Genomic DNA, 13,486 nt, shown 5'->3' on the forward strand with positions numbered 1-13,486 from the left:
CCGCCGTCAGGCCGCGGCCGCGACGAGGGAGAGGACGATCCCCCCGGCCGCGCCCGCCAGCACCACCGCCCAGGCCGGCGCCTGCCACACCGTCAGGGCCACGAAGCAGGCCGCGGCCAGCGCGAGGTCCGGCGGCCCGCCCACGGCGCTGGTGAAGATCGGGTGATACAGCGCGGCGCCGAGGATCCCGACCACGGCGGCGTTCGCGCCCTGCATCATCGCCTGCGGGGCGGGCCGTGCGCGCAGCGCGTTCCAGAACGGCAATGCGCCCGCGAGGACGAGGAACCCCGGCAGGAACACCGCCCCCAAGGCGAGCGCCGCACCAAGCCACCCGCTCGGTTCCGGCCCCAGCACCGCGCCCAGATAGGCGGCAAAGGTGAACAGCGGTCCCGGCACCGCCTGCGCCGCGCCGTAGCCCGCGAGGAACGCGTCCTGCGTCACCCAGCCGCGCGCGACGACCTCGCCTTCCAGCAGCGGCAGGACGACATGCCCGCCCCCGAAGACCAGCGCCCCCGCGCGGTAGAAGCCGTCGACGACGGCCCAGGCCTGCGACGATCCGGCGAGCAGCGGCAGCAGCACGAGCCCCGCGCCGAAGGCCGCGAGCGCCGCGATCCCGCCCGCGCGCGACAGCGGCAGCACGGCGGGCGCGGCCGGCTGCGCCGCCCCGCGGCACAGGACCAGCCCGGCCACGGCCCCCGCCAGGATCGCGCCGATCATGCCGAAGGCGCCGGGCACGAAGGCCAGCACCGCCACCGCCGCGACGGCGATCCCCGCGCGCGGCCGGTCCGGGCACAGGCTGCGCGCCATGCCCCAGACCGCCTGCGCGACGATGGCCACCGCCACGATCTTCAGCCCGTGCAGCGCGCCCGCCCCGGCCGGCCCGTCCAGCCGCGGCGCAAGCGTCGCGAACAGCACCATCAGCAGCGCCGAGGGCAGCGTGAAACCGGCAAAGGCCGCCAGCGCCCCCGGCCAGCCCGCCCGCGACAGCCCCAGCGCGAACCCCACCTGGCTCGACGACGGGCCCGGCAGGAACTGGCACAGCGCCACGAGGTCGCCGTAGGCGCGATCGTCCAGCCAGCGGCGGCGCAGCACCAGTTCGTTGCGGAAGTAACCCAGATGGGCGATCGGACCGCCGAACGAGGTCAGGCCGAGGCGCAGGAACGCGCCGAACACCTCTGCCGCCGATCCGGCCGGGACCGTCCCGGTGGCCACGCCGTCCGATGCCGGTGCGTCCCGCCTCGCCATCGTCAGGACCGGCTCAGAACCACTGTCCCGGCTCCATCAGGCCGAGTTCCAGCAACTGGTTCGAGGTCCAGCGGAACCGCAGCGAGTTGTTCCAGGCGAACCCCGTGATGTGGTCGCGCGAGGACGGGTTCCGCGCCAGCGCCTTGGCGACCCGGAACGACGCGACGGCGGCAGTCAGGTTGTGGTGCCAGGGGCAGGAGTGGGTGTTGTATTCCTCGACGTTGAAGCGGTGGTCGGCCAGCAGCTGCAGCCCCTTCTGGGTGCGGAACAGCGCGATCCGGTCGATCCGGCGCCGGTCGAGCGGCAGATGCTCCTCGAACCGCCAGCGCAGGCCGCCGTAGAAGTCGAGCTGGCGGTCCTTCGGCCGCCCGTTCCGGTCCATCCGGCCGAGCGCATAGTAGCCGGTGCGGTCGAACATCGCCTCGTCCACGCTGACGGCGTTGGGGAAGCGGGAAAGGTCGGGGGCGTACAGGTCGATGACATAGGTCAGCATCGCCCGCCGGCGTTCCTCGGCGTGGAAGGCCAGCAGTTCGCCCACCGACCGCGTCTCGGCGAAGGGATAGAACAGGTATTCGGCGTTGTAGCCGTAATAGACCCAGGTATCCGGGGGCGCGGCCCCGATGATCGCGTTGACGGGTTCCACGTGCGCGCGGGTGCGCTGGCAGTCGTGGATCAGGTTGATGACCCGTTCCTTGGGATCGTCGGGCAGGGCGGACGCGGGCAGCGGCTCTGCCGACAGCGCGAGGATGCGGCGGAACCCCGCGCGGATGTGGTGTTCCAGCGTGGATGCGACCTCGACGCCGTCCTCGATCAGCAGCACGGCGACCGGCCCCCTGGTCAGCGCGTCGCCGGGCGAGGCGATGAAGCTGGCGAAGGACTGCACCCGGCGCGGCCGCGCAGGGGGGATCTCGGCTGCGAGTGCCTGAGGCGCGGGGACGGGCGTGCGCGGCGGGAAACCGGGCGCCTGCGGCGGGGAAACGGGCGCCTGCGGCATGGAACCGGGCGCGGGATCGGGGGGCGGAACCGGCTCGGCGCGTTCGGCAAGCGGCCGGTCGGGCCGCTGCACCGTCATCGCAGGACGGCCCGCACCTGGTCCAGCGCGGCCTGCAGGATGGCGGGGTTGCCCTCGGCCGAGGCGATCACGGCCTTCAGCGTCGTCTTCTGCGCGTCGGCGATGGAACTGTTGTCGATCAGCTGGTCCACGCGGGCGCGGTCGAACCCCTCGGGCGTCAGCAGCGTCGCGATCTCGGCCGCGGTGGTCGTGGCCTGGGCGGCGGTCTGGCTGGCCTCGGCTGCCTGCTCCGCCGCTACTGTCGCGGCCTCGGTGGCGTTGCGGGCGACGGCGTCGTTGCCGGACGCGGCGCTGTCGGTCGCGGCGTCGGCGGCGCGGGCCGCCTCGTCCGCGGCCTCGATCGCCTGCTCGGCCGCGGCCTCTGCTTGGGCGGCGGCATCGGCCGCCGGGCCGACCCGGGCGGCATCGGCGTTGGCGGACGCCTCGGCCGCGGCGTCCGCCGCGGTCGCGGCGGCATCGGCAGCGGCGTCCGCGGCGCTGACCGCCGGAACCGCCTCGCCCGCGACCGGGACCGCGCCGCTGCCCGCGCCGCTGGATGCCTGCGCCGGATCGGCCGCGCCGGTCGTCACGGTCCCGCCCGGCTGCACCGCCGGCTGGGTCCCCTCGGGCGCGAGCCCGTCGGTCCCGCGCATGACGGCCGCCCACCACACGATCCCCGCAAGGGTCACCGCAGCGATTACATACCAGATGAGCCGACGCATCGTAGTTCCCCAACAGCGATCTGCATTAGGCCCGCAGTATCGCACAGCTCTCGGGGGCGGGAAAGGCGGGCCGCGGCGGCCGCGCGGCCTTCGCCGGGCCGCGCGAAACGCGGTTGAAACCGGCGGCAATCCTCCTTATTTTCCTGCAATCCAATCAGCTATCCAAGGAACACTGCCATAGCCCGCAGACCGCACAATGCGCCGCCCCAGCGCGACACCGGCCCCCGCGTGAACGACCGCATCCGCGTCCCCGAGATCCGCCTGATCGGCGCGGACGGCGAAAACATCGGCGTCGTCCCGCCTTCGCGCGGCATCCAGCTGGCCGAGGAGGTCGGGCTCGACCTGGTCGAGATCTCGCCGAACGCCACGCCCCCGGTCTGCAAGATCATGGACGTCGGCAAGTTCAAGTACGAGCAGCAGAAGCGCGAAGCCGAAGCCCGCAAGAACCAGAAGATCATCGAGATCAAGGAAGTGAAGTTCCGCCCCGGGACCGACACCCACGACTACGATGTGAAGATGCGCAACGTCATGCGGTTCCTGGAAGACGGCGACAAGGTCAAGGTCACGCTGCGGTTCCGCGGCCGGGAGATGGCGCACCAGGACCTCGGCCTGGACCTGCTGAACCGCGTCCGCGACGACGTGGGCGAGAACGGCAAGGTCGAATCGATGCCTCGGCTGGAAGGCCGGCAGATGGTGATGATGATCGCGCCGCGCTGATGCGTCCGACCATCAGGAGGTGACTTTCGGCCTGCCCGTCCGGGCGGGCCGTTTCCTTTTTTCCGGGCCGGGTTGCGGTCCGGCGATGCAGGTGACCGATGCAGACCCACGGACCGGCCCTGGACGCGCCCGAGATCCTCGTCCTTCGCTGTGAAGGCGCCGATTCCGCGCTGCCGCTGCCCGACTATGCGACAGCCGGGGCAGCGGGCGCGGACATCCGCGCCGATCTGGGCCAGGGCGCGCTGACGCTGGCACCCGGCGAGGTTGCCCTTGTTCCCACCGGGCTGCGCCTGCAGGTCCCCGAGGGGTGGGAGGTGCAGCTGCGCGCGCGCTCGGGCCTTGCGCTGAGGCATGGCGTGACGCTTGCGAACGGCGTGGGGACGATCGACGCGGACTATCGCGGGCCGCTGGGCGTCATCCTGGTGAACCTCGGGGCGGCGGCGTTCACCGTGGCGCACGGGGACCGAATCGCGCAGGCGGTGCTGGCCCCGGTCTGGCGCGCCCGGTTCCGCGAGGTTGCCGCGCTCGACCACACCGCGCGCGGGTCCGGCGGCTTCGGGTCCACGGGCCGGGGCTGACGATGGGCGGCCTTCTCATCATCGCGGTCGCGGTCGTTGCCGCCCGGATCGCCGGGCTGCGGGGCTGGCGGCTGGCCTTGCTTGCGGCCATCGTCTGGGCGATGCTTCTGGCCGCCGTGCTGCTTGCGCCCGGCAGCTTTGCCGGCGGGCTTGCCGGCACCAGCGCGCGCGGCTGGGCCGCCCTGGGCGCGCTCGGCACGCTGGCGCTCGGCTACGGCGCGGTCGTCAACTGGGCCCGGCGCAAGGCGCGGGCGGCCGATCCGCCCGCTGCCGCGCCGCCGCTCGCCCCGGCATCCGCGCTCGCCACGACACCCGCCGACGATCCCGATGCGCCACTGACCGATGCAGAGCTTGACCGCTACGCGCGCCACATCGTCCTGCGCGAACTCGGCGGGCAGGGGCAGCGGCGGCTGAAGGCGGCGCGGGTGCTGGTCGTGGGGGTGGGCGGCCTCGGCTCGCCGTTGCTCCTGTATCTCGCGGCGGCGGGGGTGGGGCGGATCACGGTCGCCGACGACGACGCGGTCGGCCTGTCCAACCTGCAGCGGCAGGTGCTGTTCACCACCGCCGACGTGGGCCGCCCGAAGGCGGAGGCCGCGGCGGACCGGCTCGCAGCGCTGAACCCGCATGTGACCGTCACCCCGCTGGCGCGCCGGATCGTCGACGGCGACACCGACGTGATCGGTGCCCACGACCTCGTCCTTGACGGCACCGACAGCTTCGCCGCGCGCGCCGCCGTCAACGCCGCCTGCGTCCGCGCGGGTGTGCCGCTGATCGCGGGGGCGATGGCGCAGTGGGAAGGGCAGGTCGCGCTTTACGATCCCGCGCGCGGCGGCCCCTGCATGGCCTGCGTCTTTCCCGATCCGCCCGCACCGGGCCTCGCGCCCCCCTGCGCCGAGGCGGGCGTCGTCGGCGCGCTGCCCGGCGTGGTCGGCAGCCTGATGGCGCTCGAGGCGATCAAGCTGGTCGCCGGCGTCACCGCGCGGGGCGCGGGCGAGGGGCTGCGCGGCCGCATGATCCTTTTCGACGGGCTGTGGGGCGACACCCGCAGGCTCGACATTCCGGCACGGCCCGGCTGCCCCGTCTGCGGCGGCCGGGGCGCCATCCATCACACGGGAAGCACCGATGAACTCTGAGACGGGAACGCCGATCAACGCTGAACTGGTCCACTGGTCCGGGCCGCATGGCCTGCCGCGCTTCGACCTGATCTCCGACGACGACTTCGAACCCGCCTTCGACGCCGCGCTGGCCGAGGCCGAGGCCGCGCACGAGGCGATCGCCGGCAACCCCGCCGCGCCCGACTTCGCCAACACCGTCGCCGCGATGGAAAAGGCGGACGAGGCGCTGGGCCGCGTGGCCTCGGTCTTCTACACGCTTGCCGGGCTGTGCTCGAACGACCGGCGCGAGGCGCTGCAGCGCGCACTCGCGCCGCGGCTCGCCGCCCACAACGCCCGCATCGCGATGGACCCGCGGCTCTACGCGCGAGTGAAGGCAGTCGCCGCGGGCGCCGATGCGCTCGCGCCGCAGGACCGGCGGATCACGGAACTCGCCTCCCGCGACATGCGCCGCGCGGCCGCCGCGCTGGACGATGCCGCCCGCGCGCGCATGGCCGAGATCAGGGCGCGGCTCGCGATCCTCACCACCGATTTCGCCCAGCACGTCCTCGCCGACGAGCGTGACTTCGTCCTGCCCGTCCCCGACGACCGGCTGGGCGGCCTGCCGGGCAGTCTCGTCTCGGCCATGCGCGCCGCCGCCGCCGAGCGGGGACTTCCGGGGCAGGTCGTGACGCTCGGCCGGTCGCTGATCGTGCCGTTCCTCGAACAGTCCACCGACCGCGACCTGCGCGAGGCCGCCTGGCGCGGCTGGACCGCGCGCGGCAGCGGACAGGGGGCCGGGGGCGCGGCCACCGACAACCGCGCGATCGTGGCCGAGATCCTGGCCCTTCGCCACGAACGGGCCGAGCTGCTGGGCTATCCCGACTTCGCCGCCTTCAAGCTGGACACGGAAATGGCGCGGACCGCCGATCAGGTGCAGGCGCTGCTGGACGCGGTCTGGGCCGCCGCGCGGCCCCGCGTCCTGGCGGACGAGGCCGACCTGTCCGCCCGCGCCGCGGCCGACGGCATCAACGGCGCGCTCGAGCCGTGGGACTGGCGCTTCTACGCCGCCCCCCGCCGCCGCGACAGCCTCGCCGTGGACGAGGTCGAGGTGAAGCCCTACCTGCCGCTCGACGGCATGATCGCCGCCACCTTCGACGTGGCGCATCGCCTGTTCGGGCTGGACTTCGCGCCCTTCGACGCGCCCTTCTGGGACGACCGCGTGCGCGGCTGGACCGTGACCCGCGACGGGCGGCCCATGGCGATCTTCGTCGGCGACTACTTCGCCCGGCCCGGCAAGCGGTCGGGCGCGTGGTGTTCGGCGCTCCAGCCGCAGCACGGGATGGGCGAAGGCCAGCGGGCGATCGTTCTCAACGCCTGCAACTTCACCCCGCCCGCGCGGACGGGCGATCCGGCGCTGCTGTCCTGGGACGAGGCGCGGACCCTGTTTCACGAATTCGGCCACGCGCTGCACCAGATCCTGTCGGACGTGGACTGGCCGTCGATCGCCGGCACGTCGGTCGCGCGCGACTTCGTCGAACTGCCGAGCCAGCTGTTCGAGCACTGGCTGGACCAGCCGCAGGTGCTGGACGCCCACGCCCGCCACGTGGAAACCGGCGCGCCCATGCCCGCCGCGCTGCGCGAACGGATCATCGCGGCCGAGCAGGCCGATGCCGGATTCGCCACGACCGAATACCTGGAAAGCGCGATGGTGGACCTCGACTTCCACCGCGGGGTCCCGCCCGCCGACCCGATCGCGCGGCAGGCCGAGGTGCTGGCCGGGATGGGCGCCCCCCGCGCCGTGCCGATGCGCCACGCCACCCCGCACTTCGCCCATGTCTTTTCGGGCGACGGCTACTCGGCCGGCTACTACAGCTACCTGTGGTCCGAGGTGATGGACGCCGACGCCTTCGCCGCATTCGAGGAAACCGGCGACGCGTTCGACCCTGCGACGGCCGGGCGGCTCGAGCGGTCCATCCTGTCGCAGGGCGGCGCGCGTCCCGCGGACGAGCTGTGGCACGAGTTCCGCGGCCGCACGCCCGGGGTCGAGCCGCTCCTGCGCGGGCGGGGGCTGGCCTGAGAAGGGCCGGCGCGCGCGGCCCCTTCAGGGCGGCCCTAGTCGCGCAGTTCCTGCCGGTCCACGCCCCACATCACGTCCTTGGTGATCCAGCCCTTCTCGCCGCCGCCCGACACGCGGCACCAGTCGGGATTGCATTCGTGGACGCGGACGATGGCCCCCGCCTCGGCCCGCGCGACCACGGCGGCGTTGGTGTCGGGGCGGGCGCGCAGGTCCACCATGTCCGACGTGATGACCGCGGTGCGGACCCCCGACAGCAGCGAGTAATGCACCCAGCCGCCCGCGCCGTCGCGGTCCTCGACGCGGCGCCAGTGGCCGAACTCGGCCACCACCCGCAGCGGCATGCCGGCATGGCGGAACACCCAGTCGATCCGATGCGAAAGGCTGGGACCGCGCCGGGCATTCCCCTCGTTCCCCTTCAGCGACACGTAGCGCGGCAGCGGCAGGTTCGTGACCGGCCCGCGGTTCGGATCGCGCTGTTCGTTCTGGTTGCGGCTGATGAGCGAATCCGCGGTCACCTCGCCCGGGTCGATCTGGATCGCCGGCTCCCCCGCCGCCTCGCCGGGCGCGGTGCCGTCCGCGCCGACGCCTTGGGCCAGCCCGGGCAGCGGCGCGATCGTGGACGCCAGCAACAGCGCCCCCGCGAACGTGGATGCGGCCAGCATGGATTTACCGATGTTCATGTCGTGCCCTCAGCGCCGCGGAACGGCGGCCTGCCCTGTCATGCCCCATGTCGCGGCGCGATGCCGCGGCCGGGACTTGTGTCCGTCCCGTGCAGCCGGCACTTTGCCAAAGCCGGCCCTGCATTGGAAGAGAGCACCCATGGACCGAAGCTCACCCTTGCGTCAGCGTGTCCGGGTCGCGGTCACGCGCCGGCTTCCGAACTCGGTCGAAACCCGCATGGCCGAGCTGTTCGACGCCCGCCTGCGGAAGGTGGACACGCCGATGACGCGCGAGGAACTGGCCGCCGCGATGGCCGACAGCGACGTGCTGGTCCCGACGGTGACCGACAGGATCGACGCGACCCTGCTGGGGCAGGCTGGCGCCGGCCTGAAGCTGATCGCGAATTACGGCGCGGGCGTGGACCACATCGACGTGGACGCGGCATGGTCGCGGGGCATCCAGGTCTCGAACACGCCGGGGGTCGTCACGGACGACACTGCCGACATGGCGATGGCGCTGATCCTCGCCGTGACCCGCCGCATCCCCGAGGGGCTGGCCGAGATGCAGGCGGGCCGCTGGCAGGGCTGGGCGCCCACCGCCTACCTGGGCCGCCGCATCGCGGGGGCGCGGCTGGGGATCCTCGGCATGGGCCGGATCGGTCAGGCGGTGGCGCGGCGCGCGACCGCGTTCGGGATGCAGGTCCACTACCACAACCGGCGCCGGCTGCGGGCCGAGACCGAGGCCGCGCTCGGCGTGACCTGGTGGGAAAGCCTCGACCAGATGCTCGCGCGGATGGATATCGTGTCGGTCAACGTGCCGCACACGCCCAGCACGTTCCACCTGCTCAACGCGCGCCGGCTGAGGCTGATGAAGCCCTCGGCGGTGATCGTGAACACCTCGCGCGGCGAGGTGATCGACGAGAACGCCCTGACGCGGATGCTGCGCGCGGGCGAGATCGCGGGCGCGGGCCTCGACGTGTTCGAGCACGGTCACGACATCAATCCGCGCCTGCGCGAACTTCCGAACGTCGTCCTGCTGCCGCACATGGGCAGCGCCACGGTCGAGGGCCGGGCCGAGATGGGCGAAAAGGTGCTGCTGAACATCAGGACCTTCGCCGACGGCCACCGCCCCCCGGACCTGGTGCTGCCGGGGATGGCGTAGTTCCACGATCCCGAACCGCTGGCGACCACGATCCATGCAAGCTGCGCGCATGCTGGAGGAGACGGGCCACGAGCCCGTTTCCGTGCGGTCCATCGAAGCCGGCACTCCGGAGGGACGCGCCCGCCAGGGGGCGGGCGGACCGGGGAGACGTTGCAAGGATCTCACCGGGTAAATCACGAACACAAAAGGCCGGCCCCGCAGGACCGGCCTTTTTGAAATTGGAGCGGGCGATGAGATTCGAACTCACGACCCTAACCTTGGCAAGGTTATGCTCTACCCCTGAGCTACGCCCGCGCTCCGTCCCGGTGGACGCTGCCGCCGGTGACGGGTGATTTAGGGAAAGCCGCCGGGGGGTGCAAGCAGAAAAATCGCTTCCTTGACCTGATATGTCGGGGCGTCAATCTGCGCCCGACTGTGAAAGGACGCGGAATGACCCCCACCGACCGACTCGAGGGCTTCGTCCGCGCGGGCCTTGCCGCAGGGCGCGCACCCGGCGAGCTCGGCCGCGACCTGGCCCGGGCGGGCTGGAGCGATCGCGAGATCGCCGCCGCGCTCGGCGCTTGGACGCCTGCCGCGCCGGGCCTGCCGCCGGTGCCGCGGCCGCGGCCCTATGTCTCGGCGGGCGAGGCGGTGATCTACGGCCTCATGTTCCTGCTGCTGGCGACGATCTGCTGGCACGTCACGACGCTGGGCTTCGACGTGCTCGACCGGCTGCTGCCCGACTACGGCGACGTCTACGACCCGCCGCGCTCAGGCCTGCGCTGGTCCGTCGCCGTGCTGGTGATCTCGGTGCCGCTGTTCTTCTGGCTGAACGCGCGGGTGGCCAGGACGACGCGCGGCGATCCCGGCAGGCGGCGCTCGCTGGTGCGCAAGTGGCTCGCCGCGGTCACGATGCTTCTTGCCGCGGTGGCGCTTCTCTCGGACGCGGTGGCGGTGATCTACGCCTTTCTCAACGGCGACCTGACCGCGCGCTTCCTGGGAAAGGCGGCGCTGGTCGCGCTGATCGGCGGCCTCGCGCTGGCCTACTACAAGGAAGAAATCGATGCCGCATGATCGACCCGTGCAGCGCATGGCGGTCCGGGGCATCGGCGCCGTGGCGGCCGTGGCGGTGGCCGCGGGCCTCGTCCTGTCCGGCGGCCCCGCGCGCGGCCGGATGGAGCGGCGCGACGAGGCCCGGCGCGAGGATCTTTCCCGCATTTCGCAGCTGATCGCGTGCCGGGCGGGGACTTCGGGCCGCCTGCCACCCCACCTTTCGCCAAGCGAGACCTGCCCCGGCCCCGTGCGCGAGGCGGACCCGTTCACCGGCGAACGCTACCGGGTGGAGCCGCTTGCGAACGGAAGCTACCGCCTGTGCGCGGGGTTCGAGCTTCCGCCCCCGGCGGTGCGGGACTGGCCCGATCGCGACGGCGACTGCCTCGTGTTCGACCTTCCCGGCCCGAGCCCGGTCCAGGTCGTCCCGTCGCCCGCCGGCTAGTCGCGCCGTTCGGCGAAGAACGCCCGCAGCAGCGCCTGCGAATCCCGGCCTGAAAACCCGTCATAGACCGCCGGCCTGTGGTGGCATTGCGGGTGATCGAAGACGCGCGCGCCATGCGCGACGCCCCCCATCCGCGGGTCGGACGCGCCATAATAAAGCGTCGCGATCCGCGCGGCCGAAATCGCCGCCGCGCACATCGGGCAGGGCTCGAGCGTCACCCACAGGACGTGGCCGGGCAGGCGCTCGGATCCGGCGGCGGCGCAGGCCTGCCGGATCACGAGGATCTCGGCGTGCGCGGTGGGATCGGACAGCTCGCGCGTGCGGTTGCCCGCGGCTGCGACCACCCGGCCGGCTGGATCGCAGAGGACCGCCCCCACGGGAACCTCGCCGCGGCGGGCGGCGGCCCGCGCCTCGTCCAGCGCCTGCGGCATGTGGCTGATGAATGTCATGGTCCGGTCGTGCCCTGCGGCGCGCACGGGATCAAGAACCGCTTTCGCCGCTGGCGCGTTCGGGATAACACCGCCGTTTGCCATCGCAGCGATGCGCCAGGAGATCGCCATGACCGACGAGAACGAGACCCCCGAGGACCTGCCGCAGGACCAGTCGCCGACCGGAGAGGCCGGGCAGGACGAGGCCGCCGAGCCGCTCGGGCAGGACGAGGACTACGCGGAAATCTACGCCGACGAGGACGACGGTGTGGATGAGGGCGAGGACGCGGGCGAGGACGCGGGCGAGGATGAGGACGGCGGGGCCGGGGACGATGCCGCGGCCCCCGCCGCCGCCGCCGCCGCGCCGAAATCCTCGGGCGGCGAGCGCATCGCCAAGGTCATGGCCCGCGCGGGCATCGCCAGCCGGCGCGAGGCGGAGCGGATGATCGTCGAGGGCCGGGTCAGGGTGAACGGCGAGGCGATATCCAGCCCCGCGCTCGACATCCTGCCGACCGACAAGGTCGTCATCGACGGCAAGCCGATGGACGCGCCGCAGGAAACGCGGATGTGGCTCTACTACAAGCCGGTCGGGCTCGTGACTTCGGAAAGCGACGAGAAGGGGCGACAGACGGTCTTTGACGCGCTGCCGCGGGACATGCCGCGGGTTATGTCCGTGGGCCGGCTCGACATCACGTCCGAAGGCCTGCTGCTGCTGACCAACGACGGCGAGCTGAAGCGGCGGCTGGAGCTTCCGGCGACCGGCTGGCTGCGCCGCTACCGCGTCCGCGTGAACGGCAACCCGTCCGAGCTGACCTTCGACCCGCTGCGGCGCGGCGCGGTGATCGACGGCGAGGAGTTTCAGCCGATGGAGATCAAGCTGGACAGCCAGAAGGGCGCGAACGCCTGGCTCACCGTCGGCATCCGCGAGGGTCGCAACCGCGAGATCCGGCGCGCGATGGCCCATGTGGGGCTGCAGGTGAACCGGCTGATCCGCATCGCCTACGGCCCCTTCCGCCTCGTCGGGATGGAGGAGAACGAGGTGCGCGAGGTCAAGCGGCGGATCCTGAAGGATCAACTCGGCGGGCTTCTGACCGGCGACAGCGACGACGAACCCCGCGCCGCCGCGCGCGGTCGCCGGGGCGACGATGACCGGGCGGCGCGACCGGCGAGGGGAGAGCGCCCGGACCGGGGCGACCGGCCCCCGCGCGGCGATCGCCCTGAGCGAAGCGAGCGGTTCGACCGTGGCGAGCGTCCCGCCCGGTTCGACCGTGGCGACCGCCCGCCGCGCGGCGACCGCCCGGCTTTCGGCGACCGGGCCGAGGGCCCCCGCAAGCCGCGCGCGCCCCGCGAGGAAGGTGCTGGCGGCTACGACCGCAGGCCGCGCGGCGAGGGTGCCGGGGGCCATGTGCCGAGGCCCCGCGTCGAGGGACCGGGCGGTGACCGCAAGCCGCGATCCGAAGGGGCGGGTGGCTTCGAGCGCAAGCCGCGGGGCGAAGGGGCTGGCGGTCATGAGCGCAGGCCGCCTGCCGAGGGCGCCGGCGGATACGGGCGTCGGCCTCGGGCCGAGGGCGCTGGCGGGTACGACAGGAAGCCGCGCGGGGAAGGCTACGACCGCAAGCCCCGCGCCGAGGGTGCCGGTGGGTATGACCGCAAGCCGCGCAACGAGGGCACCGGCGGCTACGAGCGCCGGCCCCGTGCCGAGGGTGCTGGCGGGTACGACCGCAAGCCCCGTGCGGAGGGTGCCGGTGGGTACGACCGCAAGCCCCGTGCCGAGGGCGCGGGGGGCTACGAGCGCCGGCCCCATGCCGAGGGTGCCGGCGGATACGACCGCAAGCCGCGCCCGGTGGGCGAGCAGGGGGAGCAGGCCCGGAAGCCGCGCTGGAAATCGGGTGACGGCGGCGCGCGTCCGGCGGGCGGGCAGGGCAGGCCCGGCGCGGCAGGGCAGGCGCAGGGCGAGGGCCGGCCTGCTCGCGCCGGCGGTGGCGGTGAGCGCGGCAAGCCCGCGTTCGGTGGCCGGCCGTCCGGAGGGAAGCCGGGCGGCGACCGGACCGGCGGCAGGCCGTTTGGCGGGAACGCGGGTGGGGAAAGACCCAGCCCGGGAAAACCGCGCGGCGGAAAACCGGGCGGCAAGCCGTTCGGCAGCAAGCCCGGCGGGGGAAAGCCCGGCGGCGGCCGGCCCGCAGGGCGCGGTTCCAGGCCGGGTGGCCCCGCAGGCGGCGGCCGCGAACGCTGAGAGGCCGTTCGCGGCCGGCCCATGCATCAGCGGTCCCGCCGCAAGG

General features: G+C 73.3%; 13 protein-coding genes and 1 tRNA gene. 8 read left to right on the plus strand and 6 right to left on the minus strand.

All coding sequences use genetic code 11. The features are described from left to right. Positions 1 to 6: 6 nt before the first annotated feature. From chrA to ELI80_RS00780, 3 genes are read right to left on the minus strand one after another with little or no spacing between them, the layout of a single operon-like run. A complete protein-coding gene (gene chrA / locus ELI80_RS00770; protein ID WP_136648767.1) occupies positions 7 to 1,245 on the minus strand; it encodes a chromate efflux transporter in 1,239 nt (412 codons plus the stop codon). A 13-nt stretch (positions 1,246 to 1,258) separates the two neighbouring features. Further along, positions 1,259 to 2,317, minus strand: coding sequence for a glycosyltransferase family 2 protein (locus ELI80_RS00775; protein ID WP_236641256.1), 1,059 nt, complete (start codon positions 2,315 to 2,317; stop codon positions 1,259 to 1,261). Continuing rightward, positions 2,314 to 3,018: a hypothetical protein gene (locus ELI80_RS00780; protein WP_136648768.1), complete on the minus strand. Its 705-nt coding sequence runs from the start codon at positions 3,016 to 3,018 to the stop codon at positions 2,314 to 2,316. Before ELI80_RS00780 ends, ELI80_RS00775 begins: the two co-directional genes overlap by 4 nt. A gap of 228 nt (positions 3,019 to 3,246) precedes the next feature. On the opposite strand from ELI80_RS00780, the gene infC reads away from it, so the two are divergent. From infC to ELI80_RS00800, 4 genes are all read left to right on the plus strand, one after another. Next, positions 3,247 to 3,735: a translation initiation factor IF-3 gene (gene infC, locus ELI80_RS00785; RefSeq protein WP_236641257.1), complete on the plus strand. Its 489-nt coding sequence runs from the start codon at positions 3,247 to 3,249 to the stop codon at positions 3,733 to 3,735. A 98-nt stretch (positions 3,736 to 3,833) separates the two neighbouring features. Continuing rightward, a complete protein-coding gene (gene dut, locus ELI80_RS00790) occupies positions 3,834 to 4,313 on the plus strand; it encodes a dUTP diphosphatase (RefSeq protein ID WP_136648770.1) in 480 nt (159 codons plus the stop codon). A 2-nt stretch (positions 4,314 to 4,315) separates the two neighbouring features. Further along, entirely contained in the window at positions 4,316 to 5,446 is a 1,131-nt protein-coding gene (locus ELI80_RS00795) for a HesA/MoeB/ThiF family protein (protein WP_136648771.1), read from the plus strand. Beyond that, positions 5,436 to 7,484 (plus strand): M3 family metallopeptidase, encoded by a 2,049-nt coding sequence (locus tag ELI80_RS00800; protein ID WP_201740501.1) that lies wholly within the window; start codon positions 5,436 to 5,438, stop codon positions 7,482 to 7,484. The genes ELI80_RS00795 and ELI80_RS00800 overlap by 11 nt, the downstream gene beginning before the upstream one ends. 35 nt (positions 7,485 to 7,519) lie before the next feature. Here ELI80_RS00800 and ELI80_RS00805 read toward each other — a convergent pair whose 3' ends face one another. Next, entirely contained in the window at positions 7,520 to 8,164 is a 645-nt protein-coding gene (locus ELI80_RS00805; protein ID WP_236641258.1) for an SH3 domain-containing protein, read from the minus strand. Between the two features lie 139 nt (positions 8,165 to 8,303). Between ELI80_RS00805 and ELI80_RS00810 the strand changes: the two genes are divergently transcribed. Continuing rightward, a complete protein-coding gene (locus ELI80_RS00810; RefSeq protein ID WP_136648772.1) occupies positions 8,304 to 9,305 on the plus strand; it encodes a 2-hydroxyacid dehydrogenase in 1,002 nt (333 codons plus the stop codon). Positions 9,306 to 9,524: 219 nt separating this feature from the next. On the opposite strand, the gene ELI80_RS00815 is transcribed toward ELI80_RS00810, so the two are convergent. Then, positions 9,525 to 9,599: transfer RNA gene (locus ELI80_RS00815), tRNA-Gly, on the minus strand. A gap of 135 nt (positions 9,600 to 9,734) precedes the next feature. Between ELI80_RS00815 and ELI80_RS00820 the strand changes: the two genes are divergently transcribed. After that, entirely contained in the window at positions 9,735 to 10,358 is a 624-nt protein-coding gene (locus ELI80_RS00820; RefSeq protein WP_136648773.1) for a DUF5671 domain-containing protein, read from the plus strand. Beyond that, a complete protein-coding gene (locus ELI80_RS00825; protein ID WP_136648774.1) occupies positions 10,348 to 10,779 on the plus strand; it encodes a hypothetical protein in 432 nt (143 codons plus the stop codon). The genes ELI80_RS00820 and ELI80_RS00825 overlap by 11 nt, the downstream gene beginning before the upstream one ends. Here ELI80_RS00825 and ELI80_RS00830 read toward each other — a convergent pair. Beyond that, entirely contained in the window at positions 10,776 to 11,228 is a 453-nt protein-coding gene (locus ELI80_RS00830; RefSeq protein ID WP_136648775.1) for a nucleoside deaminase, read from the minus strand. The genes ELI80_RS00825 and ELI80_RS00830 overlap by 4 nt on opposite strands. Before the next feature lie 109 nt (positions 11,229 to 11,337). On the opposite strand from ELI80_RS00830, the gene ELI80_RS16620 reads away from it, so the two are divergent. After that, positions 11,338 to 13,440: a pseudouridine synthase gene (locus ELI80_RS16620; RefSeq protein WP_438943044.1), complete on the plus strand. Its 2,103-nt coding sequence runs from the start codon at positions 11,338 to 11,340 to the stop codon at positions 13,438 to 13,440. Positions 13,441 to 13,486: the final 46 nt, after the last annotated feature.

Source organism: Paracoccus aeridis (genome assembly GCF_004923205.2).
GTDB classification, from domain to species: domain Bacteria; phylum Pseudomonadota; class Alphaproteobacteria; order Rhodobacterales; family Rhodobacteraceae; genus Paracoccus; species Paracoccus aeridis.